This is a genomic window from Isoptericola jiangsuensis (genome assembly GCF_002563715.1).
In the GTDB taxonomy this organism is placed as follows: Bacteria; Actinomycetota; Actinomycetes; order Actinomycetales; family Cellulomonadaceae; genus Isoptericola; species Isoptericola jiangsuensis.
This window is the reverse complement of the sequence record NZ_PDJJ01000001.1, coordinates 1,419,579-1,442,917: the sequence shown is the minus strand read 5'-3', so window position 1 is coordinate 1,442,917 and position 23,339 is coordinate 1,419,579. Positions and strand designations below refer to the sequence as shown.

The following is a 23,339-nucleotide window of genomic DNA, read 5'->3' as shown; positions in this document are numbered from 1 at the left end:
TCGCGGGGATCTGCGCTGACTCGCGGTAGGGGCCGGACCCTCCGGAGGGTCGGTGCTGCTGACCGGGCGGGGACGCACGACGCCCCCACGACCGGCGGGTCGTGGGGGCGTCGTGGCCGACAGGGCCCGGGTGCCGGGCCGGCGGCGGGTCAGTCGCGGGTGAGGCGGCGGTAGGTGACGCGGTGCGGGCGCGCCGCGTCGGCGCCGAGACGCTCGACCTTGTTCTCCTCGTAGGACGCGAAGTTGCCCTCGAACCAGTACCAGTTCGCGGGGTCCTCCTCGGTGCCCTCGTAGGCGAGGATGTGGGTCGCGACCCGGTCGAGGAACCACCGGTCGTGGGAGACCACGACGGCGCAGCCGGGGAACTCCAGCAGGGCGTTCTCCAGCGAGCCGAGGGTCTCGACGTCGAGGTCGTTGGTGGGCTCGTCGAGGAGCAGCAGGTTGCCGCCCTGCTTGAGGGTGAGCGCCAGGTTGAGGCGGTTGCGCTCACCGCCGGACAGCACGCCCGCGGGCTTCTGCTGGTCCGGGCCCTTGAAGCCGAACGACGCGACGTACGCGCGCGACGGGATCTCGACGTTGCCGACCTTGATGAAGTCCAGGCCGTCCGAGACGACCTCGAACAGCGTCTTCTTCGGGTCGATGCCGCCGCGGGACTGGTCGACGTAGGAGATCTTGACGGTCTCGCCGACCTTGAGGTCGCCGCCGTCGAGCGGCTCCAGGCCCACGATCGTCTTGAATAGGGTGGTCTTGCCGACACCGTTGGGGCCGATGACGCCGACGATGCCGTTGCGCGGCAGCGTGAAGCTGAGGCCGTCGATGAGCTGGCGGTCGTCGAAGCCCTTCTGCAGCTTCGAGGCCTCCAGGACCACGTTGCCCAGGCGCGGGCCCGCGGGGATCTGGATCTCCTCGAAGTCGAGCTTGCGGGTCCGCTCCGCCTCGGCCGCCATCTCCTCGTAGCGGGCCAGACGCGCCTTCGACTTGGTCTGGCGGCCCTTGGCGTTCGAGCGCACCCACTCGAGCTCGTCCTTGAGGCGCTTGGCGAGCTTCTGGTCCTTCTTGCCCTGGATCTCGAGGCGCTCCTGCTTCTTCTCCAGGTAGGTGGAGTAGTTGCCCTCGTACGGGTAGAGGCGGCCGCGGTCGACCTCGCAGATCCACTCGGCCACGTGGTCGAGGAAGTAGCGGTCGTGGGTGACGGCGAGGATGGCGCCCGGGTACGTCGCGAGGTGCTGCTCGAGCCACAGCACCGACTCGGCGTCGAGGTGGTTGGTGGGCTCGTCGAGCAGCAGCAGGTCCGGCTTCTCCAGGAGCAGCTTGCACAGCGCGACGCGGCGGCGCTCACCACCGGACAGCACGGACACGTCGGCGTCCGGCGGCGGGCAGCGCAGCGCGTCCATCGCCTGCTCGAGCTGGGAGTCGAGGTCCCACGCGTCGGCCGCGTCGATGGCCTCCTGGAGCTCGCCCATCTCGGCCATCAGCGAGTCGAAGTCGGCGTCGGGCTCGGCCATGAGGGCCGAGATCTCGTTGAAGCGGTCGATCTTCGCCTTGATCGGCCCGACCGCCTCCTCGACGTTGCCGAGGACCGTCTTCTCCTCGTTGAGGGGCGGCTCCTGCAGGAGGATGCCCACCGAGTAGCCCGGGGACAGCCGCGCCTCGCCGTTCGAGGGCTGGTCGATGCCGGCCATGATCTTGAGGATCGTCGACTTGCCGGCGCCGTTGGGGCCGACGACGCCGATCTTCGCGCCGGGCAGGAAGTTCAGCGAGACGTCGTCGAGGATGACCTTGTCGCCGTGCGCCTTGCGCGCCTTGTACATGGAGTAGATGAACTCAGCCACTGGCTCTGTTCCACCGTTCGATCGCGCTACGAGTGAGGATTGCGGGGCGGCCTGGCCAGGGTCCCGGCGGGCGCCCGGTCCCCCAGCCTACGCGACCGGGCCCCTCAGGCGTCGACCAGCTCGCCCGCCCGCGCCGCGTCACGGTGACCGTCCGCGGGCTCCTCGCCGTGCTCCTCGGCGGCGCCGGCCGGTGCGTGCCCGGTGCGGTCCGGGCCGTCGCCCCACGGGTCGGCGGCGTCCGCGCCGGTGGGGCCCTGCGCGGCCCACGGGTCGTCCGCGGTCGCACCGGCCTCGACCGCGACGTCGCCCGGCGCGGCCGCGTCGGGCACCGGTGCGTCCAGCTTCACGCGGGCGAAACGCGTCAGCCCGCGCGTCGCGTCCGGTCCGACGGCGTCCGCCTCGACGACGAGGCTCGACCGCTCGCGCCCGTCCCGGTCCACCCAGTCCTCCGCCGAGAGGCGCCCGACGACCACCACGGGCTGGCCCTGGACGAGCGACTCCGACACGGTGCGCGCCGCGCCGCGGAACGCCTTCACGGTGAACCACGTCGTCGCACCGTCGCGCCACTCGCCGGTCCGTCCGTCGCGGACGCGGCGGGTGCTCGCCACCCGGAAGCTGGTCCACGGCACCTGGTTGGCCGACAGGTGCAGCTCGGGCGTCGTCCCGACGTACCCGGTCACCGTCACGCTGGCCTCGCTCATCTGGTCCTCCTGGCTCCTGGACCGGCCCGCTGCCGGTCGCAGGACCAGGGTCAGACCGTGGCGCCGGCCGTGTCCTGCCCGGCCGCGGACCCTGTGGACGACGCGGGGAGCTCGGCGCCCGTGGGTAGCCGCAGCGCCCCGGTGAGCGGGCGCGCCGACTGCTCCTCCCGGGCGGACAGCGCGAGCTCGCGCACCTGCCGCTGCTCGGCCAGGACCCGCTGCGTCGGCTCGCCGAGCCGGGCGACGAGCACGCCGCGCACGGCCGCGCGACCCTGCTCGCGGACCTGCGCCGCCCGCCGTGCCGCGAGCCGCTTGCGCAGCGACGACCGCGTGACGGCCAGCGCACCGGCGGCCACGAGCAGCAGGCCGCCACCGGCGGCCACGACGATCCCCCACGGGTCGTCCAGCGCGAGCACGCCTGTCAGGGCGAGGATCCCGACCACGGCCAGCACCACGCCGAGGCCGAGGCACACCCACGACGCGCGTCGCAGCGCGCGCGACGACGCGGGCCCCCGCACGTCGAGGTCGACGTCGCGCAGCGCGGCCGTGACGTCGGCGCGCAGGGCGTCCGCCCCGGCCACGGACTCGGCCAGCGACCGCTGCCAGCCGGGACGCAGCGGCGCCCCGGCGCGGGTGAGCCAGCGGGCCCGGGACAGCGCGATCGCGTCCCGGTCGGGCGCGGGGAGTTCGGGCGCGCCGTACCCGTTGCGCACCGCGGCGCCGACCTGGTTGGCGACCTGGTCGAGTCCCGTGGCCACGACGACGGGCTCCAGCTCGCGGTCCACCGCCGCGTCGAGCTGCCACGGGGTGTCGGCGGGCACCTGGGCGAGCAGCGCCAGCGCGGCGGCGTCGAGCTCGGCCGCGGCCCGCCCGGCGGCCACCGACCGACGCTCGCACGCCTCCTCGAGGATCTCCCGCACGCGGGACACCCCCTCACCCGTGCGCGCGGACACCGGCTGGACGTGCACGCCCTCGAGGCCGTCGTCGGCGAGCAGGCGGTCGAGGTCCTCGACGAGGTTCTCGCGCTGCGTCTCCGGCACGGTGTCCACCTGGTTGAGCAGCACCACCATGGACGACTCCGAGCCGACCTGAGCGCGCAGGTAGCCCGAGTGCAGGGCGTCGTCGGCGTACTTCTGGGGGTCCACGACCCAGACCAGCAGGTCGACGAGCGGCAGCACCCGGTCGACGACCTCGCGGTGCGCGGGCTCGACGGAGTCGTGGTCGGGCAGGTCGAGCAGCACCAGACCGGACAGCGCGCCCGCGCCGTCGCCCTCGAGGTCCTCGCTGTGCGCGATGCGGCGCTCGCGGTCGACTCCGATCCAGTCGAGCAGCGGGTCGGCCTGCGCGGACCACGAGCAGGCGGTGACGCGGGCCGTCGTGGGCCGCTTCACACCGACGTCGGCGAACGTCAGGCGGGACACCTTGTTGAACAGGCTGGACTTGCCCGACCCGGTGCCGCCGGCGAGCGCGACGACGGTGTGGTCGACGCCGAGGGCGAGCCGCTGGCGCACCCCCTCGACGGCGGCGCCGACGCGTCGCGCGGTCGCGCCGTCGAGCCGGGGGCCGGCGAGCTCCAGCGCGGAGGCCAGCGCGTCGGTGCGCGCCTGGAGGGTGGCGTCGTGCGAGGTCGTCATGTGAGCCTCCTCAGCTCGGCGAGCCGCAGGCGCAGCGCGGTGGCGGCGTCGTCCGCCAGGTCGGGTGAGTCGAGCGCGGCGTGCACCGCGGCGACCTCGTCGTCGACGGTGGCCTCGGCGCGGTCGGCGAGGTCGTCGCGCAGGGCGGTGACGTCGTCGGCGAGCCCGCCGGGCACGACACGACCGAGCAGCCGGACGGCGTCGTCGCTGCCGGCGGCGGCGGCGAGCAGCAGGGTGGCCAGGCCGCGCTCCCCGAACGCCTTCGCGGCGGCGGCGACCGGCTCGGACGGCGTGGCCAGGGCGGCGGCGACCCGCTCGTCGCCGCCGGTCAGCCACGCGGCCACGGTGCGCGGCACGGCGGTCTCGCGGGCCGCGGTGCGGTCGGCGTGGTCGGGGACGACGTGGACGCCGCCGGGCAGGCCGGTGGGTCCGGCCAGGACGCCTCGCAGGCGGTCCTCGACGCGGGTGCCGGCGGCGGTGAGGGTCCGTGCGGCCGCGGCCTCGACGTCGTCGCGCAGCACGTCGAGCGCGGCGGACCGGGCGCGGCCCTTGCGGCGCGTGCTGCGCACGCGGTCGCCCTTGACGGTGACGCGGTCGATGCCGACGGTGCCGGACAGCTCGCGCCAGCGCGCCTCGACCGACGCCCCGGCGACGACCCCGGCCAGGACGGCGTCGCGTGCGAGCTTGCGGGCGGCGGGGACCTCGGCGTCGACGACCTTGCGCAGCGCGTCCACGGCCTCGGACTGCCGCTCGACGGCGTCGGCGAGGGTCGTGACCCAGGCGGGCAGGGCGTGCAGCGCGCCCTTGAGGGTGCGCACCACGACGGCGCGGGAGCGCTCGGGCCCGGCGAGCATGGTGAGCCAGCGCCGCACCGGCGCGACGACGGACGCGTCGAGCAGGCCTTCGTGCGGGCCGACGTCGGGGACGACGAACAGCGGGGTGTCGGTCATGCCGTGGGAGCGCAACCGCTCCATGAGGTCGCCGCGGATCGTCGGCAGGTTCTCCTTCGGCACCCGGTTGAGCACCATGGCCACCGACGCGCCGCGCTCCGTGGCGCGCGACAGGGCCCGCCACGGGAGGGCGTCGCCGTACCGCGACGCCGTGGTGACGAACAGCCACAGGTCGGCGCCCTCGAGGAGCTGGTGCGCCGTGGAGCGGTTCTCCTGGTCGAACGAGTCCAGGTCGGGGGCGTCGAGCAGCGCGGTGCCGCGCGGCACGCCCGCGTGGTGAAGCACCCGGGACAGCTCGGTGACGGGACCCTCGGCGACGACGTCGGCGTCGGCGGGATTGAACGCCAGCACCGGCTCGCGCGTGGTGGGCCGCAGCACGCCCGCGGCGGACACCTCCTCGCCGAGCAGGGAGTTGTACAGCGTCGACTTCCCGGCGCCCGTCGAGCCCGCGACCACGACGACGGCGGGCGAGCTGAGCTCCCGCAGCCGCGGCAGCAGGTGCTCGTCGAGCTGGGCGAGCAGCCGGTCGCGCGAGGCCGTGGCCTCCGCCGCACCGTCGACGGGCAGGGGCAGCCGGACGTCGGCGACGTCGCGGCGGAGGTCGCGCGCGACGTCGTGGACCGTCAGGCCGATCTCTCCGGCCGCGTCCGCGTCCGCACGCCCGCCGAGCAGGCGGCCGACACGAGGGGTGGAAGTCACGCGCTCATCCTGGCGCGCGCGGGCTGCTGTGCCAAACGCGCGCGCCGCGAGCGCCCGCACCAGGTCGACCGGTGCGCGGCGGACGGGCTCGCCGGACGGGTCGGCGCTCCGCTCAGAGCTCCTCGCCGCCCGGGGCGGGGCGACCGTTCTCCCGCTCCCAGGCGTCGAGCTGCTGGGTGAGTGCCCGGGCGAGCTCGAACACCTGCTGCGGCGGGATGCGCACCCGGGACACCACCCGGGCCGGCATGACGCGCCCGCCGGTCTGCTCCCCCGTCGTCGCGTCGACGACCGCCTTGGCGGGCGACTTGGCCGCCACGAAGTCGAGGACGAACGACGTGGAGGTGTGCCACACGGACGCGAAGTCGGCGGGGACCCCCGTCTCGTGCTCGACGGGCAGGTCGATCTGGAGCTTCATCTCGGCGCCGGTCATGGCGGTCCTCTCGCGGGCGGCAGGTGCTCCTCGACCGTACCGCCGTCCGGTGCCGCGGCGGGGACCGGGAACGTCCCCTCCGCCCGGGCCCCGGTCGCCCGGGACGTGCGGTGCGACGACCCGGCCGGTCGGCCGGTGCACCGCAGGCGCTGGTCGTGTCCACGTGGCGGGTCCCCTTGACACGGGTCGTGGCAGGTGTGGGTAGATGACCGCATGCCAGCGACCGCCTACCTGACCGGACTGGGCAGATACCTCCCCGGCGAACCGGTGACCAACGACGACGTGGCCCAGCGGCTCGGCGGCGTCGACCGACGCACCGACCGCCTGCGTGCTCGCATCCAGCGCGCGAACGGCATCCGGCAGCGGTACTACGCGATGGACGACGAGGGCCGCACCACCGAGCTCAACGAGGAGCTCGCCGTGCACGCGCTCGAGGCGGCGCTCGCCGACCGGGGGATCACGGCCGCCGACCTCGGCATGCTCGCCTGCGCCACGACCCAGGGGGACCTGCTGGTCCCGGGCTTCGCCTCGATGGTGCACGGGCGGCTGGGTGGCGGCCCGATGCAGGTGCTGTCCGCCGGCGGGGTGTGCGCGTCCAGCATCGCCGCCCTGGACGCGGCGGTGAGCAAGGTGCGGCTCGGCGACCACCCGCGGGCGGCGGTGGTGGGCTCGGAGCTGTCCAGCCGCTGGCTGCACCAGCGACGTTTCGAGGGTGTCGAGGACCACCTGGACGCCCACTTCCTGCGCTGGATGCTCTCCGACGGCGCGGGCGCCGCGATCGTCGAGTTCCAGCCGCGTCCCGACCGGCCGTCGTTGCGGGTGGACTGGGTCCGTCAGGTCTCCCTCGCGCACGAGCACGAGGTCTGCATGCGCGCCGGCCTCGACGGTCCGACCGCCGTCGCGGGACGGACGTGGCAGGACCACGACGACGTCGCCACCGCCGAGAAGGCGGGCCTGCTGCAGATCCGTCAGGAGACGGCCGTGCTCGACGAGCTCGCCGCGGCCGGGCTGGCGCAGTTCGAGGAGCTCGTCGACCGCGGACTGGTCGATCTCCGCAAGCTCGACCACGTGCTCTGCCACTACAGCACCAACGCCTTCCGCGACGTGGTGTTCGACGCCTTGAGCGCCCGCATCCCCGGCATGGACACGAGCCGCTGGTTCTCCAACCTGGAGACGTGCGGCAACACCGGCGCCGCCAGCATCTTCATCACCCTGGAGGAGGCGTGGCGCACCGGGCGCCTCGCACCGGGCGAGACGATCCTCCTCGCCGTCCCCGAGTCCGGACGGTTCTCGTTCGGCTTCGCCCACCTGACCGTCGTCGAACCCCGAAGGAGCACCAGATGACCTCCACCACGACCGTCGAGGGCTACCGCCCGCCGCAGCCGGACCGCTCCGGGCTGCTCGCCCGGCTCGCCGACGTCTGGACCGAGTTCGAGGCCCTGCTGGACGAGGTGCCGATCCTGCGGGCGCTCGCCGACGGGGACGTCACGGTGGCGGACTACCAGCGTCTGCTGCACAACCTGCGCCAGCAGGTCGTCGACGGGTCGCCGTGGATCGCGCGGGCGGCGTCGAACTTCGACATGGACCACTTCGACCTCCGCTCGGCCGCGATCGCGCACGCGCTGGAGGAGCACCGCGACCACCTGCTGCTCGAGCGCGACTACGTGGCGGTCGGCGGTTCCCTCGAGTCGCTCCGCGCGGGGCGGAAGAACATCGGTTCGCAGGCGCTGTCGGGCTACCTGTTCCACGAGGCGAGCCGGCCGAACCCGGTCGGGTGCCTCGGTGCGATGTTCGTCATCGAGGGGCTCGGCGCGCAGAAGGCGGGCGTGTGGGCCCGGAGGTTCCAGGAGGTGCTGGGGCTGGCGGACGACCAGGTGCACTTCATGGCCTACCACCAGGACGCGGACGCCGAGCACACCGGCACGCTGGACGCCATCCTCACGTCCGACCGGATCGACGACGCCGCGGCCGACGCCATCGTCTCCTGCGCGCGGGTGGTGTCCCGGCTCTACGTCATGCAGCTGTCGGAGCTGGACGAGATCTGAGCCGGACCCGACCCGACAGAGTGGAGCGTGCCGTGCCCGACTTCGTGAGGTCCGACCCGAGCATGTGGGAGGCGGTCTACGCCGACCCCTCGGTACCCCTCGACAAGCCGGTGGTCCGGCTGATCATCGAGGACCAGCAACGGCCCTCACGACGGCTGCTGTACCCGCTGGCCCGGATCGTATCCCGCGTGCTCGTGGCCGTGCTCTCGGTCGTGAAGCGGGTCGCGCCGGGCCGGTGGATGTCGTTGGCCACGATGGACGCGCTGTGCCTGTGGTTCCTGCGGCGGTTCGTGGCGCCGGACGCCGTGGAGCTGCTGATCCGCCACTTCGTGGTGGAGACGAACCTGGTCAACTTCATCATCCGCAACACCCCGGCCCCCATCGAGCCCGTGACGCTGCGGCCGACCACGCTGTCCGGGCTGGGCGACAACGCGGTGGTCGAGCACGACGTGAACGTCTACGACGTGCTCATCGCGCTCGACGGGGTGCGGATCGAGGCACCGGACCGTCTGGACCTCACCCAGCTCGACGTGCCGGCCCTCGATCCCGAACGAGGTCGGCGCCGACTGCTGCAGCTGGACATCCAGACGGCGCTGTGCCTGATGAACATCCCGTTCTGCGTGGCCCTGAGCCTCGAGGAGTTCCGCCGCGCGATCCACTCGATGCGGTTCGACGACTCGTTCCTCAGCATCCTCGCCGTGCTGACCGGCGACGAACGCTTCGAGCACTGGAAGATGGGCCCGATGAGCCTGTGGATGGACACGAACGTGGACGTCCCCCAGCTCGTCTACCGGCACGCGCTGGTGTGCGAGTACGCCCACGCCCACCTGGTCTCGATCGCGGAGCAGCGGGGCGGGGTCCCGCGGACCACCTGAGCGCCGTGGTGCCCCCAGCAGGACTCGAACCTGCAACCTACGGATTAGAAGGCCGTTGCTCTATCCATTGAGCTATGGAGGCGCAGGCACATCGTAGCCACTGGTCGCCCGTGACCGGCCCCGTCACGCGGTCGCGCCGCCCGGGGCGTCGTCGCCCGGTGCGACGGCCCGCAGCCGCAGCGCGAGCAGCCCGCACACGAGGCAGACGGCGGCGTTGACGAGCACGAGGACGCGGTGGTCGACGACGGCGAGCGCCGCCGCACCGGCGAGGGTGACGAGCACGCCGGGCAGGTTGAGCACGACGTGGCTGGCGGCGCCGACGCGCCCCTGGAGGCGGGCGGGGGTCATGACCTGTCGTTCGGTGACGAACGCGACCACGGCGGAGGTGACGGAGAACCCGACGACGCCCATGGCGACGACGGCCGCCACGACGCTGGACCCGGCCAGCGGCACGAGCCCGACGGCGAGGCCGAGGAGCCCGACGGTGAAGACGCGCACGCGGCCCCAGCGGATCATGAGCCGCCCGGCGAGGAGTCCTGCGGCGAGCCCGGCGACGCCCTGGAGGGTGGTGAGGGGGCCGAGGAGCGCGGCCTGGAGACCGAGGTGGTCGATGATGGCGAACGCGACGGCGTTGACGAGGCCGACGGCGGCGAGCGCCCCGAGGATCGTCCAGGTCATGCCCGCCAGCGGCGGGGTGGAGAACAGGTGGCGGAACCCGTCGGCGGCCTCGGGCCAGAAGCCGCGCGGGTCCTCGTCGGCGGCGACGGACTCGGTGATGCGCACGGCCGCGAACACGGCGGCGGCCCCGAGGAAGGCCGCGATGGCGGCCGCGACGAGGGGCATCGGCCCGGTCCACACGTAGACGGCGGCGCCGAGCAGCGGCATGGACAGGCGGAACACCTGGTCGATGGCGGCGAGGCGGCCGTTGGCGTGCCCGAGGGACTCGTCGGGCAGCATGTCCTTCAGCAGCCCGGACTGGCACGCGGCGGTGACGTAGGCGACGGTCGCGTACACGACGGCCACCACGTAGACGAGCCACACGTGGGAGGCCTGGGACACCCAGAACAGCGGGACGAGGACGGCGGCACCCGCGACGTACGTCCACACGAGCATGCGGCGTCGCGACACCCGGTCGGCGAGGCGGCCGAGGAACGGGGCGACGAACGCGGGTGCGCCGAACACGGCGAAGGTGGCTCCGCCGAGCGCGGCGCTGCCGGTGAGGTCGGTGACCCAGACAGCGAAGATCAGCGACAGCACGGAGTCCGCGAAGTTCGTCAGGGCCCAGCCCGCGGTGAGGACGCGGAACGTCGTGGTGCGCAGCGCGGCCGCGGGTGAAGTCACGGCCACAACGTACCGGGCGCACCGCGGTGCGCTCCCTCAGAAAAGACCGTGCGTCGCGACCACCCGGTCCCCCATGCTGGAGGGACACCGCGGTGACGTCCGTCCTGATCAGGACGGTCGGGTGGTCCCTGGCCCGGACCGATGAAGATCCCACGTCACGAAGGACAACTCCCATGCACACCATCGAGGCGATGACCCTGTACCGGGTCGTCCACGACGAGCGCCAGGCGGACGCCGAGCGCGAGCGTCGTTACCGCGAGGTCCGCCGCTCCCAGCGGCAGGCCCGACCCCCGTCCGCACCGCACCTCACCGTGCGCCACCTGTGGTGGCACGGTGCGGTGGAACGTCTGCACCACCTGTGGTCGCCACGCCACGACGACGCCGTGACCCGGCCCGTCGGGGCGCGGAACGTAGGCTGAGGCCGTGAGCCCGAGCAACCCGAACGACCGCATCGTGTGGATCGACTGCGAGATGACCGGCCTGGACACCCGCGCGGACGCGCTGGTGGAGGTCGCCGCCGTCGTCACCGACTCCGAGCTCAACGTGCTCGGGGACGGTGTCGACGTCGTCATCCGGCCGCCGGCGGCGGCGCTGGAGCAGATGGACGACTTCGTCCGCGACATGCACACGACGTCGGGGCTGCTCGACGAGCTGGACGCCGGCACCACGCTGGCCGACGCCGAGGCGCAGGTCCTGGCGTACGTGCGCGAGCACGTCCCGGACGCCCGCAAGGCGCCGCTGGCCGGCAACTCGGTCGGCACCGACAAGATGTTCCTCGACCGGGACATGCCCGAGCTGGTCGGGCACCTGCACTACCGGATCGTCGACGTGTCCTCGATCAAGGAGCTGGCGCGCCGCTGGTTCCCGCGCGTCTACTTCGCCTCGCCCCCCAAGGACGGCGGGCACCGGGCGCTGGCGGACATCCTGGAGTCGATCGACGAGCTCCGCTACTACCGCGAGGCCCTGTTCGTGGCCGCGCCGGGCCCGGACACGAAGACCGCGCGCGCGGTCGCGGCCCGCATCAAGGAGACCTCGGTCACGAAGTCCGTGCCGCAGCCCTGACGATGTCCTGATCGCCCCGGCGAGCATGTACACTTTTCGACGGCCCGGTCCTTCGGTTCCGGTCCATCACCTGGTGCTGGACGGCTCGTCCTGACGGCACCGTGGTGGCTATAGCTCAGTTGGTAGAGCGCCTGGTTGTGGTCCAGGAGGTCGCCGGTTCAAGCCCGGTTAGCCACCCCAGCAGCACGAGGCCCGGACGTCCGCGTCCGGGCCTCGTCGCGTCTCCGGCGCAGGTACGCACCGCGCCCCGGTGCCGCGCAGGGTCTTGCGCCGGGCGGTCCGATCCGTCCGGGTTCGCGGCGCGCCCGCCCCCGTACCGCGCGCCCGCGCGCCGGGTGTGATCGGCTGGGACGTCGGACCGCACCGGTCCGACCAGCACCAGGAGGCGCCCATGATCGAGTTCCGGTCGGTCACCAAGACGTACCCGGACGGGACGCACGCCGTCGCGGACTTCGACCTCGTCGTGCCGCCGCACCGCACGACCGTGCTCGTCGGGTCGTCCGGCAGCGGCAAGACGACGCTCCTGCGGATGATCAACCGGATGGTGGAGCCGACGTCGGGCAGCATCGAGATCGACGGCGAACCCGTCGGGCAGCGCGACCCCGTGGCCCTGCGCCGCTCCATCGGCTACGTCCTGCAGAACGGTGGGCTGCTCCCCCACCTGCGGGTCGTCGACAACGTCACCACGGTGCTGCGCCTCGACGGCGTCCCGAAGGCCCGCGCCCGGGAGCGCGCGCACGAGGTGCTGGACGTCGTCGGGCTCGACGCGGCGCTCGCCGAGCGGTACCCGAGCCAGCTCTCCGGCGGGCAGCAGCAGCGCGTCGGCGTGGCCCGCGCCCTGGCCGCCGACCCGAACATCCTCCTCATGGACGAGCCGTTCGGCGCCGTCGACCCCATCGTGCGGGCCGAGCTCCAGACCGAGACGCTGCGCCTGCAGCAGGAGCTGCACAAGACCGTCGTGTTCGTCACGCACGACATCGACGAGGCGTTCCTGCTGGGCGACCAGGTCGTCATCCTGGAGAAGGGCGCCCAGGTGGCGCAGATCGGCTCCCCCAGCGAGATCATCGAGGCGCCCGCGAGCGACTTCGTCGCGTCGTTCATCGGGGTCGAGCGCGGCGCCCGCGCCCTGCACACCAAGGACACCGCGCGCGGCACCGTGCTCGTGGACGCCAACGGCCGCACCCAGGGCGTGCTCGTGGAGGACCCCTCATGACGTGGGTGGCCGACAACCTCGACCTCATCGGCCGGCTCACCGTGGACCACCTGCGCCAGTGCGCCCTGCCGATCCTGCTCGGCCTGCTGCTGTCCGTCCCGGCCGGCTGGCTGGCCTACCGGTTCCGCCTGACGCGCGGGCTCGTGCTCACCCTCGTCGGGCTGCTCTACACGATCCCGTCGCTGGCCCTGTTCGCGCTGCTCCCCCCGGTGCTCGGCATCAGCTTCCTGTCCGAGGTCAACCTCGTCGTCGCGCTGACGATCTACGCGGTCGCGATCATGACGCGGTTCGTCGCCGACGCCCTCGGCTCGGTCGACCCGGTGGTGCGCCAGGCCGCGGACGCCGTCGGGTACGGGGCGTGGCGCCGGTTCTGGCAGGTCGACCTGCCGCTCGCCGGCCCTGTGGTGCTCGCCGGGTTGCGCGTCACCGCGGTGTCCACGATCTCGCTCGCGACCGTCGGCATCCTCATCGGCATCGACAACCTCGGGTACCTGTTCACCAACGGCTACCAGCGGCAGATCGTCGCGGAGATCCTCGCGGGCGTCGTCGCCGTCGTCGTCGTCGCCCTCGTGGTGGACCGGCTGCTCGCCGTCGCGGGGCGCGCCCTCATGCCGTGGACCCGGGCGGGTGCCGCATGAACCTCTTCGCCGACGCGTTCGCGTGGATCTTCTCCCCCGACCGGCTCACCGGCTCCCTGCCGCTGCCCGAGGCGATCTGGACCCACCTGGCGTTCACCGTCGTGTCCGTGCTGATCGCGGCCGCGATCGCGATCCCCGCCGGGTGGGCCGTCGGGCACACGGGCCGCGGCCGCGAGGTCGCCGTGGCGCTGTCCGGTGCCGCCCGCGCCGTCCCGTCGTTCGGCCTCGTCCTGCTGCTCGTCCTCGTCGTCGGGGTCACGCACAAGGTCGGCGCCGCCACCACCGCGTTCGTGCTGCTCGCGATCCCGCCGATCCTCGCCGGCGCGTACACCGGCGTCGAGGCCGTGGAGAAGCGCGTCGTCGACGGCGCCCGGGCCGTCGGCATGACGTCCGGTCAGGTGCTGCGCCAGGTGGAGATCCCCCTCGGCCTGCCCCTGCTGGTCGGCGGGCTGCGGTCGGCGACCCTCCAGGTCGTCGCCACCGTCACTCTCGCCGGGTACGTCGGCAGCTGGGGTCTCGGCTTCTACATCGTCCAGGGCATCCAGCTGCGCGACTTCTCGCAGATCCTCGGCGCGTCCCTGCTCGTCGTCGCCCTCGCCGTCCTCCTCGACGCCGTCTTCGCCCTCGCCGAGCGCGCCGTCGTACCGCGCGGCGTCCGCGTCCGCCAGGCGTCCCCCGACGCACCCGTCCGCCGTCGGCGCACCGCCCCGACACCGTCCTGAACAGGACCAACCGGGCATCGCGTGCTTGACTGAACCGCACCGACCTCCCCGACCCCACCCCTGTCACCGGGCACGCCCCGCAGAGAGGCACAAAGAGGCACACCATGCGCAACGCACGACGCACCACCCTCCTCGTCGCAGGCGCCGCGGCGGCCCTGCTCACCCTCACCGCGTGCGGCGGCGACTCCGACCCGCTCGCCGCGGAGTCCGGCTCCGCCGAGAGCCCCGAGGCCGGCACGATCGTCGTCGGCTCGCAGGCGTACTACTCGAACGAGATCGTCGCGGAGATCTACGCCCAGGCCCTCGAGGGCGCCGGGTTCACCGTGGAGCGCAACTTCTCCATCGGGCAGCGCGACGCCTACATGCCCGCCCTGGAGAGCGGCGAGGTGCAGGTGTTCCCCGAGTACACGGGCAACCTGCTGCAGTTCTTCGACCCCGAGACGACGGCGACCACGCCCGAGGACGTCTACGCCGCCCTCGCCGACGCCCTGCCCGACACCCTCGCGGTGCTGGACCAGTCGCCCGCGACCGACCAGGACTCCTACAACGTCACCGCGGAGTTCGCGGAGGCCAACGGCCTCACCTCGATCGCGGACCTCGCGGGCGTCCCCGACCTCACCCTCGGCGGCCCGCCCGAGCTCGAGGAGCGCCCCTACGGCCCGCAGGGCCTGGCGGACGTCTACGGCGTCGACGTGTCCTTCGAGGCCACCGGCGACACCACCGTGCAGGACCTCGTCGCCGGCACCGTGAACGTCGCCAACGTGTTCAGCGCCGACCCACGCATCCAGACGGAGGACCTCGTCACCCTGGAGGACCCGGAGGGCCTGTTCCTCGCCTCCAACGTCGTGCCCGTGGTCAGCGCGGACGTCGCCGACGAGGTCGCCGACGTCCTCGACCCGGTCAGCGCCGCCCTCACCCCGGAGGGCCTCGTCGCCCTCAACGTCGAGTCCACCGAGGACCAGCGCTCCAGCGACGACATCGCCACCGACTGGCTCGCGGACAACGGCCTGTCCTGACCCGCCCGCACGACGCGAACGCCCCTCGCACCGACAGGTGCGAGGGGCGTTCGTCGTCCGCGCGGCACGACCGGACCCGGCGGCCGAGCGGGCCGGGGCCCGGGGGCGGCGCGGTCGTCGGACGGGAAGCGCAGGTCGCGCAGCGACCGTGAGCGCGACCGCGCCGCCCTCGGGTTCCGGCCCGCGAACGTCCGGCGGGCAGATCAGCCCAGGCGAGCGACGATCGAGTCCGCCAGCTTGCCGAGGGTGTCGCTCTCGCCGGAGTACTTCAGCCAGAGGGACGGCTCGGTGAGCTCGAGCTCGATGACGGTGGGGACGTCGTCGGCGCCGGTGACGAGGTCGACGCGGGCGTAGAGGAACGGCGTGGACTGATCGACCTGCTCGTGCGCGACGGCGAGGGCCTTGCGGGCGACGTCGACCTGCTCGGGCGTGGCCTGGACGGCGCTCATCTGCTCCTTGCGGTACAGGCCCTGGGTGGGGCGGCTGGGACCGGTGAGCAGCGCGTTCTTGCGGACGGCGTGCCGCATCTCGCCCTCGACGAAGACGAGGCAGGTCTCGCCGGCGGTGTCGACGCTGGTGACGTACGGCTGGATCATGACGGCGCGGCCGGACTCGAGCAGGTCCTTCGCGTGGTCGATGGCCATGGCGCGGGACTGGGCGCTGACGGGCTGGTAGCGGCCGGTGTCCTTGGCGCCCGCGGACACGACGGGCTTGACGACGAAGTCGCCGAACGCGGGCATGCGCGTGTGGATGGCGCGCTTGGAGAAGTGCCGGTCGGGGTCGAGCCAGATCGTGGGGATGACGGGGACGCCGCCCTGCTCCAGGGCCTGGAGGTACGTCTTGTCGGTGTTCCAGGCGATGACGTCCGCGGAGTTCGCGAGGCGGGGCACGGTGCGGGCCCACTGGACGAACTCGTCACGGCGCGGCGAGTAGTCGTACGTGGAGCGGACGACGACGAGGTCGTAGGCGTCCCAGTCGACGTCGGGATCGTCCCAGACGACGGCCTCGGCGGTGACGCCGCGGGCGGCGAGGGCGCCGAGGAGCGGCCGGTCGTCCGCGTCGAGGTCGGGCAGGACGGAGCAGGTGGCGAGTCCGACTCGCTTCGTCTGGGTCACGTCCGCAGCCTATCCGGCCGGTGCGGGGTGCCGGTGTGCGTCCCGGGTGAAGAGCCGTGGCGGCTCACAGGCCGGAGCTCTCGGCGAGGCGGAGCCAGACCTCGCTGACGGTGGGGAACGCGGGGACGGCGTGCCAGAGCCGGTCGAGGGGGACCTCGCCGACGACGGCGATGGTGGCGGCGTGCAGCATCTCGGCGGCCTCGGGGCCGACGAACGTGGCGCCGACGACGACGCGGCGCTCGCGGTCGACGATGAGCTGGGCGCGGCCGGCGTAGTCGGGCGAGGTGACGCCGGCACCGGCGACGTCCCCGAGCTCGTAGGTGACGACGTCGACGTCCTTCCCGGCGGCGCGCGCGGCGGCCTCGGTGGGGCCGACCCAGGCGACCTGGGGGCGGGTGAACACGGCCTGGGTGCGGGCGCCGTGGTCGGCGGTGGCGCGGTAGCGGCTCCAGTCGCCGGCGGTCTCGACGTCGGTGGCGCGAGCGCCGTCGTGGCCGAACCGGGTGGCGACGACGTCCCCGCAGACGCGGGCCTCGTACTTGCCCTGGTGGGTGGTCGCGGCGCGGCCGGTGACGTCGCCGCAGGCGTAGAGCCAGGGGCGGCCCTGGTCGTCGGGGGCGGCGCCGACGACGGCGGTGGTGTCGTCGACGGTCAACGCTGCGGCGGGGTCGAGGCCGACGGTGTCGAGGCCGACGTCCCCGGTGCGGGGCCGGCGGCCCGTGGCCACGAGCAGCTCGGCGGCGGTGACGTCGGCGGGTCCGCCCCCGTCGGTGTCGGTGACGGTCACGGTGACGGGTCCGCCGGGCTCGGGGCGGGTGACCGCGCGGGTCTCGACGCCGAGGCGGACGTCGACGCCGGCGTCGCGCAGGGCGGCGGCGACGGCTTCACCGGCGAAGGGCTCCGCGCCGCCGAGGAGCGTGCCACGGGCCAGCAGGGTGACGTGGGAGCCGAGGTCGGCGTACGCCTGCGCCATCTCGCAGCCCACGACTCCCCCGCCGACGACGATCAGCGAGTCGGGGACGGACTCGACGGCGGTGGCCTCGCGCGACGTCCAGGGCTCGGCCTCGGCCAGGCCGGGCACGCCGGGCAGCACGGGGGCGCTGCCGGTGGCGACGACGACGGCGCAGCGGGCGGTGAGGCGTCGCACCTGGCCGTCGGCGTCGTCGTCCACGCCCAGGGCGGGCGTGACCTCGACGACGCGTTCGCCGACGAGCCGTCCGTGGCCGCGCAGCAGGGTGATCCCGACGGAGTCGAGCCAGGCCTCCTGCCCGGAGTCGTCGCCCTCGCCGGTGCGTTCGTCGCGCCAGGCGAGGACGGCGTCGACGTCGAGGGGGCCGGGGTCGGCGACGCCGGGGACGGCCGCCGCGGCGGCGCGGGCCGCGCCGGGGCGCAGCAGCGTCTTGGAGGGGATGCACGCCCAGTAGGAGCACTCCCCGCCGACGAGCTCGGCCTCCACGACCGCGACGGAGAGGCCGGTGCGGGTGGCGCGGTCGGCGGCGTTCTCCCCGACGGGGCCCGCGCCGATGACGATGACGTCGTAGGTGTCCATGCCTGGCATCGTTCCCCGAGGACGCGCCGGGCGCAGCCCGAGTTGGAGGGATCGGGCACGCCGGGCCGTGCGGCGTTGGGCGGACCCGACAACGCGTTGTACGTTCCGTGCACGCCGACGACCCCACGCTGGCCGGCGGTCCGGCGAACCGGCGGCGCGGGGACGGTCACAGTGGAAGGGCCCGAGGACCGCCCGACGAAGGAGCACGATGACCGGCAGCGACACCACGCCCAGCGCGACCACGCCCGTGGGGGCCGGCACCGCCGCGGACGACACCTGGTCGGCACCGGAGCGGGCCACGGCCGCCGACGCGGCGCGGGTCGCGACGTTCGCGGCGCTCATCGCGGTGCTCGGCATGCCGGGTCCGCTCGCTCTGTTCGGCAACGCCGTCCCGATCACGTTCCAGACGCTCGGCGTCATGCTGGCGGGCGCGATCCTCGGGGCGCGGCGGGGCGCGCTCGCCGTGCTGACCCTGCTCGCGCTCGTCGCGGCGGGGCTGCCGCTGCTCGCCGGGGGCCGCGGCGGGCTCGGGGTGTTCGTCGGCCCGTCGGCCGGCTACCTCGTCGGGTTCGTCGTCGGCGCGTTCGTCGTGGGCCTGCTGGTGGAGCGGCTGCGACGGGTCACGTTCGCGGGGGTGCTCGGGGCGAGCCTCGTGGGCGGCGTCGCCGTCGTGTACGCCTTCGGCGTCCCGGTGCAGGCCCTCGTCACGGGGGTGCCGCTGCCCGAGACCGCGCTGCTGTCGCTGATGTTCGTGCCCGGGGACGTGCTCAAGGCCCTCGCGTGCGCGGGTGTCACCGTGGGCGTGGCCCGCGCCTACCCCGCCGCCCTCGCGCACCACCGCCGGGCGGCCTGAGCGGTGCCCGTCGCCCACGAGGTGCTGCGCCGTGCGACCGGCCCCGACGCCGGTCGCGCGGCGCTGCGCTGCGCGCACCGCACCCGCACGTGGGCCGAGCTCGCCGCGGACGTCGCCGCGGGGGCCGCGCACCTGCGCGGCGTGGGCGTGGTGGCGGGCGATCTGGTCGCCCTCACCCTGACCGACCCGGTGGACACCCTGGTCGCGATGCTCGCCGTCGACCACGCGGGCGGCGTGGCGCTGGTGGGCGACCCCGCGTGGGGCGTCCACCAGCGCGCCGAGGTGCTGCGCGCGCTCGCACCGGCCGCCGTCGTCGCCGTCCCGCTGCCGCGGGGCCGGCGCGTCCCGGCGGATCCCGGCCCACCACCGGCGGACGACGTCGCCGCCTGGGCCGGCTTCTCGTCGGGCAGCACGGGCCGGCCGCGCGCGGTGCGTCGCACCCGCGGTTCCTGGACGCGGTCGTTCGGGCACGTGTCCGCGCTGACGGGCACCACCCCCGCCGACACCGTGCTCGTCACGGGGCCGCTCGCCGGCTCCCTGCACTGCTTCGCCGCCGTGCACGCCCTCGGCACCGGGGCGGGCGTCCTCGTCGCCCCCACGCCGACCGCGGCCGTCGCGGCCCTTCCCGACGTCGACGTCGCCCACGTCGTGCCGTCCCGTCTCGACGACCTCCTCGACGCCCTCGACCAGGGCGCGCCCAGCCGGCTGCGCACCGTCGTCGTGGGCGGCGCCGCCCTCGACCGCGCCCAGCACGAGCGGGCCGCCGCGCACGGCCTGCGCCTGGTCGCCTACTACGGCGCCGTCGAGCTGAGCTTCGTCGCCGTGGACACAGGCGACGGGCTGCGGCCGTTCCCCGAGGTCGAGGTCGACGTGCGCCCTGCCCCGCACACCGGGCTCGGCGAGGTCTGGGTGCGGTCCCCCTGGACCGCCGACGGCTACCTCGCGGGCGCCCGCGGTCCCCTGCAGCGGTCCGGCGACTGGTGCACCGTCGGCGACCTCGCCGACCTCGCCGGACCCGACGCGCCGCTCGTGCTGCGCGGGCGCGGGGACGGTGCCATCCTCACCGCCGGCGCCACGGTGGTGCCCGAGGACGTCGAGCTGGCGCTGCGCCCCGTGCCGGGCGTGCGGGACGTCGTCGTCGTGGGGGCGCCGCACCGCCGGCTCGGCGCCGTCGTCGTGGCCGTCGTGGAGGCCGACGCCCGCCCCGGGCTGCGCGCCCACCTCGACCGCGTCGCCCGCAGCACCCTCGCTCCGGCGCAGCGTCCCCGCCGCTGGTACCGGCTCGACGCCCTGCCCCGCACCGGCGGCGGCAAGCCCGCCCGCTCGGCCCTGGGAGCGGCCGTCGCCGGGATCGACCCCACGGCGGACGTCGGCGACCTGGAGGCCCTGCGGTGAGCGTGATCGTGGCCGCGCGCCGCACCTGGGTCGGGCGCGCCGGGCGCGGGCACGCGGCGCAGGACGAGACGACGCTCGCCGCCGCGGTCCTCGCGGCCTGCGCCCAGGACCTCGCGGGCGGACTCCGCGCCGCACCACCCGGACCTCGCGGCCCCGGCACCCCACCACGCGGCGAGCGCGCCGACGTCGACGACGTCCTGCTCGGCAACGCGGCCGGGCACGGCGGCGACGTGGCCCGCCGGGCCGCGCTGGCCGCGTTCGGGCGGCACGTGCCCGGCGTCGGGGTCGACAGGCAGTGCGCCTCCGGGCTCGCGGCGGTCGTGCTCGGGTCCGCCCTGGTGGACGCCCGCCAGGCGGACGTCGTGCTCGCCGGGGGCGTCGAGGTCGCCGGGCGGGCACCGACCCGTGCGCACGGCCCGCTGCGGTACGCGCGTGCGTCGTTCGCCCCGCCGCCCTGGGCGGACCCCGACCTCGGGCTCGCCGCCGAGGCGCTCGCGACCCGGCGCGGGATCGACCGGGAGCGGCAGCACACCTGCGCCGCGACGTCCCACGCCCGGATCCTCGCCGCGCACGCGGCCGACCGGTTCGCCGCCGAGACGACCGGCGTCGGGTCGCTCGCTCACGACGAGCACGCCCGCACCGTGCCCCCGGGCATGCAGGCGCGGCTGCCCGGTGCGTTCACGCCCGGCGGCTCCGTGACGGCGCTGTCGGCCGCGCCCGCGGCGGACGGCGCCGCGGCGGTGGCGCTCGTCGCCGACGACGCCCTCCCGCCCGGGGCGGCCGGGCTGCGGGTCGTCGCGACCGTCGCCGTGGCGGGCACCCCTGCCGACGCGCCCCTGGCCGTCGTGCCGGCCGTGCGCCGGGTGTGCGCCCGCGCCGGGGTGCGGCTCGACGACGTCGCCGCGCTCGAGGTCGTCGAGGCGTTCGCCGGGCAGGTGCTGGCCGTCGGCGACGACCTCGGCCTCGACGTGCTCGCCGACCCGCGGTGGAACGCGGACGGCGGCGCCCTCGGGCGGGGGCACCCGTTCGGCGCGAGCGGCGCCGTCGCGCTCGTGCGGCTGTTCTCCCGGCTCGTGCGTGCGGACGTCCCGGACGGCTCGCTGGGGGTGGCGGCCGCGGCCGCCGCCGGGGGTCAGGGCGTGGCGGTGCTGGTGGAGGTGGTCCGATGACCGAGATCGTGCTGGACGACGTCCACGTGCACCGCGAGGGCCGTCACGTGCTGCGCGGCGTGAGCCTGCGGATCACCGAACGGCGCGTCGCCGTGATCGGGGCCAACGGGTCGGGCAAGTCCACGCTCGCGCGGCTCCTCAACGGGCTCGTGCTGCCCACCACGGGCTCCGTGCACGTCGACGGGCTCGACACCCGGCGCCGCGGGCGCGACGTCCGGCGGCGCGTCGGGTTCATGTTCACCGACCCCGACGCGCAGATCCTCATGCCCACCGTCGCCGAGGACGTCGCCTACTCGCTGCGCCGGTCGGGCCTGTCCCGCGCCGAGATCGACGCGCGGGTCGCCGCCGAGCTCGACCGGTACGGCCTCGCCGGGCACGCCGACCACCCCGCGCACCTGCTGTCCGGCGGGCAGAAGCAGCTCCTCGCGCTGGTCGGCGTGCTCGTGTCCGGCCCGCGGCTCGTCGTCGCGGACGAGCCCACCACCCTGCTCGACCTGCGCCGCACCCGCGACGTCGCCGCCCGCCTCGCGGCGCTGGAGCAGGACGTCGTCCTCGTCACCCACGACCTCGACCTGGTGGCCGGCTACGACCGGGTGCTCGTCGTCGACGACGGCCGCGTCGTCGTCGACGACGTGCCCGCGGTCGCCGTCCCCGCCTACCGGACGCTCATGGGGGTCCCGGCGTGACCGGGACCCCGCCCGGCGCGGGACGACGGCCGTCGGTGGTGCACCGCCTCGGCGCGGGCACCAAGCTGCTCGCCCTGTGCGGGTTGTCGGTGGCGATGCCGGCGGTCGGGTCATTGCCCGGGGCTGCGGTCGCCGTGGTGGGCGTGGTGGCCCTCTACGCGCTGGCCGGGCTGGGACCGCGGGCGCTGTGGGGGCAGGTGCGGCCCCTGCGGTGGGTCGTGCCGGTGCTCGCGGCGGTCCAGGTGTGGACGGTCGGGGCACTCGGCGCGGCCGTGCTCACCACCCGGCTCGTCGTGCTCGTCGCCCTGGCCGGGCTGGTCACGCTGACGACCGCGACGTCCGCCGTCCTCGGCGCCCTGGAGCGGGCGCTGCGCCCGTTCGAGCGCGTCGGCGTGGACGCGGACCGCGCCGCCCTCGTCCTGGCCCTCACCCTGCGGACCGTGCCCGTGCTGACCGCCCTGTCCGGGCGCGTCCGGGACGCCCGGCGCGCCCGCGGGCGCGAGCGCGACGTCAGGGCGTTCGCGGTGCCGCTCGTCGTCGGCGCGCTGCGGCAGGCCGACGCCCTCGGCGAGGCGCTGCGGGCACGCGGCCTGGACGACTGACCCGGCCGGCACCGGTCAGCGGCGCACGAACTCCAGGTCCGTCACCGACCGACCTGCGTCGAGGCCCTTGCGCTCGAAGCTGGTCATCACCCGGCCCTCGAACCGGGGCGCCACGTTGCCCTCCTGGTGCGCGTTGCGGAAGTGCGCGGACCCGTCGCCGACGGCGAGCATCACCTCGCCGTACTCCGCCCAGTCCGTCGCGAGCCGCCAGACGCCGCCCGGGCGCAGCACCCGTGCGGCGAGCTCCGCGAACTCGGGCGACACCAGGCGCCGCTTGTGGTGCCGCTTCTTGGGCCACGGGTCGGGGAAGAACACCCACAGCTCGTCGAGGCTCGCCGCGGGCAGGCCGTGCTCCAGCAGGGCCGCGGCGTCCGCCTGGAGGATCCGCAGGTTCGTCAGCTCCTGGCCCGGTGCGCCCCCCGCGTCCGCGGGGTCGGTGCCCGCGTGGCCGGCCCGCACGATCGTCGAGGCCACGCCGGGCGTGTACACCTCGACGGCCAGGTGGTCGCGCTCCGGGTGGGTGGCGGCCGCGTGGACGACGCACTCCCCCAGGCCCGTACCGATCTCCATGACGAGCGGCGCCGAGCGCCCGAACTCCGCGGCGGCGTCGAACCGCCAGTCGGGGTGCACCGACAGCACCCGGTGCTCCGTCTCGCGGCGCACGTCCACGAGGTACTGGTGTCGGCGGGTGTCCCAGGCGCGCTGCTGGCTCGGCGTGAGGCGCGCCGTCCGGCGCACGTAGCTCAGCGGACGACGCAGGTGCGGGGTCTCGCCGGCGGTCGGTTCAGGGGTCTCGGGCACCGACCAAGCCT

23 protein-coding genes and 2 tRNA genes are annotated in these 23,339 nt (G+C 74.8%); 15 read left to right on the top strand and 10 right to left on the bottom strand.

Annotated features, from left to right (window positions below):
• Nucleotides 1-149: 149 nt before the first annotated feature.
• The 5 genes from ettA to ATJ88_RS06510 form a co-directional block, all read right to left on the bottom strand.
• Nucleotides 150-1,832 carry an energy-dependent translational throttle protein EttA gene (gene ettA, locus ATJ88_RS06530; RefSeq protein ID WP_098463124.1) on the bottom strand — a complete coding sequence of 561 codons (1,683 nt, stop codon included), beginning with the start codon at nucleotides 1,830-1,832 and terminating at the stop codon, nucleotides 150-152.
• A 104-nt stretch (nucleotides 1,833-1,936) separates the two neighbouring features.
• Nucleotides 1,937-2,533, bottom strand: a complete 597-nt coding sequence (locus ATJ88_RS06525) for a single-stranded DNA-binding protein (protein WP_098463123.1) — start codon at nucleotides 2,531-2,533, stop codon at nucleotides 1,937-1,939.
• A 50-nt stretch (nucleotides 2,534-2,583) separates the two neighbouring features.
• Nucleotides 2,584-4,167 (bottom strand): P-loop NTPase family protein, encoded by a 1,584-nt coding sequence (locus ATJ88_RS06520; protein ID WP_098463122.1) that lies wholly within the window; start codon nucleotides 4,165-4,167, stop codon nucleotides 2,584-2,586.
• Nucleotides 4,164-5,816 (bottom strand): GTPase, encoded by a 1,653-nt coding sequence (locus tag ATJ88_RS06515; RefSeq protein ID WP_098463121.1) that lies wholly within the window; start codon nucleotides 5,814-5,816, stop codon nucleotides 4,164-4,166. Before ATJ88_RS06515 ends, ATJ88_RS06520 begins: the two co-directional genes overlap by 4 nt.
• A 112-nt stretch (nucleotides 5,817-5,928) precedes the next feature.
• On the bottom strand, nucleotides 5,929-6,246 hold the full coding sequence (locus ATJ88_RS06510) for a DUF3467 domain-containing protein (protein WP_098463120.1): 318 nt from the start codon (nucleotides 6,244-6,246) through the stop codon (nucleotides 5,929-5,931).
• A 213-nt stretch (nucleotides 6,247-6,459) separates the two neighbouring features.
• On the opposite strand from ATJ88_RS06510, the gene ATJ88_RS06505 reads away from it, so the two are divergent.
• Genes ATJ88_RS06505 through ATJ88_RS06495 form a run of 3 tightly spaced genes read left to right on the top strand, consistent with a single transcriptional unit; the run spans nucleotide 6,460 to nucleotide 9,166 of the window.
• Nucleotides 6,460-7,590, top strand: coding sequence for a 3-oxoacyl-[acyl-carrier-protein] synthase III C-terminal domain-containing protein (locus ATJ88_RS06505; RefSeq protein WP_098463119.1), 1,131 nt, complete (start codon nucleotides 6,460-6,462; stop codon nucleotides 7,588-7,590).
• The gene (locus ATJ88_RS06500) at nucleotides 7,587-8,291 is read left to right on the top strand and encodes an iron-containing redox enzyme family protein (protein ID WP_098463118.1); all 705 of its coding nucleotides are present in this window, start codon (nucleotides 7,587-7,589) and stop codon (nucleotides 8,289-8,291) included. Before ATJ88_RS06505 ends, ATJ88_RS06500 begins: the two co-directional genes overlap by 4 nt.
• Nucleotides 8,292-8,323: 32 nt before the next feature.
• Nucleotides 8,324-9,166, top strand: a complete 843-nt coding sequence (locus ATJ88_RS06495) for a DUF6999 family protein (RefSeq protein ID WP_098465167.1) — start codon at nucleotides 8,324-8,326, stop codon at nucleotides 9,164-9,166.
• A 6-nt stretch (nucleotides 9,167-9,172) separates the two neighbouring features.
• On the opposite strand, the gene ATJ88_RS06490 is transcribed toward ATJ88_RS06495, so the two are convergent.
• Together ATJ88_RS06490 and ATJ88_RS06485 are read right to left on the bottom strand one after the other, a co-directional pair.
• Nucleotides 9,173-9,248, bottom strand: a tRNA-Arg gene (locus ATJ88_RS06490).
• 41 nt (nucleotides 9,249-9,289) lie between these two features.
• Complete coding sequence (locus tag ATJ88_RS06485; protein WP_170023547.1) at nucleotides 9,290-10,507, bottom strand: MFS transporter; 1,218 nt, start codon at nucleotides 10,505-10,507, stop codon at nucleotides 9,290-9,292.
• A gap of 173 nt (nucleotides 10,508-10,680) precedes the next feature.
• Between ATJ88_RS06485 and ATJ88_RS06480 the strand changes: the two genes are divergently transcribed.
• From ATJ88_RS06480 to ATJ88_RS06450, 7 genes are all read left to right on the top strand, one after another.
• A complete protein-coding gene (locus ATJ88_RS06480; protein WP_098463116.1) occupies nucleotides 10,681-10,926 on the top strand; it encodes a hypothetical protein in 246 nt (81 codons plus the stop codon).
• 4 nt (nucleotides 10,927-10,930) lie between these two features.
• Nucleotides 10,931-11,569, top strand: coding sequence for an oligoribonuclease (gene orn, locus ATJ88_RS06475; protein WP_098463115.1), 639 nt, complete (start codon nucleotides 10,931-10,933; stop codon nucleotides 11,567-11,569).
• A 104-nt stretch (nucleotides 11,570-11,673) separates the two neighbouring features.
• Nucleotides 11,674-11,749 (top strand) — tRNA-His (locus ATJ88_RS06470).
• A gap of 211 nt (nucleotides 11,750-11,960) precedes the next feature.
• Nucleotides 11,961-12,782 (top strand): ABC transporter ATP-binding protein, encoded by an 822-nt coding sequence (locus ATJ88_RS06465; RefSeq protein WP_098465166.1) that lies wholly within the window; start codon nucleotides 11,961-11,963, stop codon nucleotides 12,780-12,782.
• The gene (locus ATJ88_RS06460; protein ID WP_098463114.1) at nucleotides 12,779-13,420 is read left to right on the top strand and encodes an ABC transporter permease; all 642 of its coding nucleotides are present in this window, start codon (nucleotides 12,779-12,781) and stop codon (nucleotides 13,418-13,420) included. Before ATJ88_RS06465 ends, ATJ88_RS06460 begins: the two co-directional genes overlap by 4 nt.
• Entirely contained in the window at nucleotides 13,417-14,142 is a 726-nt protein-coding gene (locus ATJ88_RS06455) for an ABC transporter permease (RefSeq protein ID WP_098463113.1), read from the top strand. The genes ATJ88_RS06460 and ATJ88_RS06455 overlap by 4 nt, the downstream gene beginning before the upstream one ends.
• Before the next feature lie 104 nt (nucleotides 14,143-14,246).
• The gene (locus ATJ88_RS06450) at nucleotides 14,247-15,158 is read left to right on the top strand and encodes an ABC transporter substrate-binding protein (protein ID WP_098463112.1); all 912 of its coding nucleotides are present in this window, start codon (nucleotides 14,247-14,249) and stop codon (nucleotides 15,156-15,158) included.
• Nucleotides 15,159-15,361: 203 nt separating this feature from the next.
• Here ATJ88_RS06450 and ATJ88_RS06445 read toward each other — a convergent pair whose 3' ends face one another.
• Complete coding sequence (locus ATJ88_RS06445; RefSeq protein ID WP_098463111.1) at nucleotides 15,362-16,273, bottom strand: ATP-grasp domain-containing protein; 912 nt, start codon at nucleotides 16,271-16,273, stop codon at nucleotides 15,362-15,364.
• 64 nt (nucleotides 16,274-16,337) lie between these two features.
• The gene (locus tag ATJ88_RS06440; protein ID WP_098463110.1) at nucleotides 16,338-17,822 is read right to left on the bottom strand and encodes a dihydrolipoyl dehydrogenase family protein; all 1,485 of its coding nucleotides are present in this window, start codon (nucleotides 17,820-17,822) and stop codon (nucleotides 16,338-16,340) included.
• Between the two features lie 208 nt (nucleotides 17,823-18,030).
• Between ATJ88_RS06440 and ATJ88_RS06435 the strand changes: the two genes are divergently transcribed.
• From ATJ88_RS06435 to ATJ88_RS06415, 5 genes are read left to right on the top strand one after another with little or no spacing between them, the layout of a single operon-like run.
• The gene (locus ATJ88_RS06435; RefSeq protein ID WP_098463109.1) at nucleotides 18,031-18,675 is read left to right on the top strand and encodes a biotin transporter BioY; all 645 of its coding nucleotides are present in this window, start codon (nucleotides 18,031-18,033) and stop codon (nucleotides 18,673-18,675) included.
• Nucleotides 18,676-18,678: 3 nt separating this feature from the next.
• Complete coding sequence (locus ATJ88_RS06430; protein WP_141538623.1) at nucleotides 18,679-20,070, top strand: AMP-binding protein; 1,392 nt, start codon at nucleotides 18,679-18,681, stop codon at nucleotides 20,068-20,070.
• The gene (locus tag ATJ88_RS06425) at nucleotides 20,067-21,239 is read left to right on the top strand and encodes a thiolase family protein (RefSeq protein WP_245852193.1); all 1,173 of its coding nucleotides are present in this window, start codon (nucleotides 20,067-20,069) and stop codon (nucleotides 21,237-21,239) included. Before ATJ88_RS06430 ends, ATJ88_RS06425 begins: the two co-directional genes overlap by 4 nt.
• Nucleotides 21,236-21,925: an energy-coupling factor ABC transporter ATP-binding protein gene (locus ATJ88_RS06420; RefSeq protein ID WP_098463107.1), complete on the top strand. Its 690-nt coding sequence runs from the start codon at nucleotides 21,236-21,238 to the stop codon at nucleotides 21,923-21,925. Before ATJ88_RS06425 ends, ATJ88_RS06420 begins: the two co-directional genes overlap by 4 nt.
• Complete coding sequence (locus tag ATJ88_RS06415; protein WP_211287471.1) at nucleotides 21,922-22,527, top strand: energy-coupling factor transporter transmembrane component T family protein; 606 nt, start codon at nucleotides 21,922-21,924, stop codon at nucleotides 22,525-22,527. The genes ATJ88_RS06420 and ATJ88_RS06415 overlap by 4 nt, the downstream gene beginning before the upstream one ends.
• Before the next feature lie 15 nt (nucleotides 22,528-22,542).
• On the opposite strand, the gene trmB is transcribed toward ATJ88_RS06415, so the two are convergent.
• The gene (trmB, locus tag ATJ88_RS06410; protein ID WP_098463106.1) at nucleotides 22,543-23,328 is read right to left on the bottom strand and encodes a tRNA (guanosine(46)-N7)-methyltransferase TrmB; all 786 of its coding nucleotides are present in this window, start codon (nucleotides 23,326-23,328) and stop codon (nucleotides 22,543-22,545) included.
• Nucleotides 23,329-23,339 lie beyond the last annotated feature (11 nt).

Bases quoted from the DNA above. Each gene is read 5' to 3' on its own strand.
- ATJ88_RS06525 (WP_098463123.1), bottom strand. From the start codon at position 2,533: ATGAGCGAGGCCAGCGTGACGGTGACCGGGTACGTCGGGACGACGCCC.
- ATJ88_RS06520 (WP_098463122.1), bottom strand. From the start codon at position 4,167: ATGACGACCTCGCACGACGCCACCCTCCAGGCGCGCACCGACGCGCTG.
- ATJ88_RS06510 (WP_098463120.1), bottom strand. From the start codon at position 6,246: ATGACCGGCGCCGAGATGAAGCTCCAGATCGACCTGCCCGTCGAGCAC.
- ATJ88_RS06505 (WP_098463119.1), top strand. From the start codon at position 6,460: ATGCCAGCGACCGCCTACCTGACCGGACTGGGCAGATACCTCCCCGGC.
- ATJ88_RS06500 (WP_098463118.1), top strand. From the start codon at position 7,587: ATGACCTCCACCACGACCGTCGAGGGCTACCGCCCGCCGCAGCCGGAC.
- ATJ88_RS06480 (WP_098463116.1), top strand. From the start codon at position 10,681: ATGCACACCATCGAGGCGATGACCCTGTACCGGGTCGTCCACGACGAG.
- ATJ88_RS06465 (WP_098465166.1), top strand. From the start codon at position 11,961: ATGATCGAGTTCCGGTCGGTCACCAAGACGTACCCGGACGGGACGCAC.
- ATJ88_RS06460 (WP_098463114.1), top strand. From the start codon at position 12,779: ATGACGTGGGTGGCCGACAACCTCGACCTCATCGGCCGGCTCACCGTG.
- ATJ88_RS06455 (WP_098463113.1), top strand. From the start codon at position 13,417: ATGAACCTCTTCGCCGACGCGTTCGCGTGGATCTTCTCCCCCGACCGG.
- ATJ88_RS06450 (WP_098463112.1), top strand. From the start codon at position 14,247: ATGCGCAACGCACGACGCACCACCCTCCTCGTCGCAGGCGCCGCGGCG.
- ATJ88_RS06440 (WP_098463110.1), bottom strand. From the start codon at position 17,822: ATGGACACCTACGACGTCATCGTCATCGGCGCGGGCCCCGTCGGGGAG.
- ATJ88_RS06435 (WP_098463109.1), top strand. From the start codon at position 18,031: ATGACCGGCAGCGACACCACGCCCAGCGCGACCACGCCCGTGGGGGCC.
- ATJ88_RS06420 (WP_098463107.1), top strand. From the start codon at position 21,236: ATGACCGAGATCGTGCTGGACGACGTCCACGTGCACCGCGAGGGCCGT.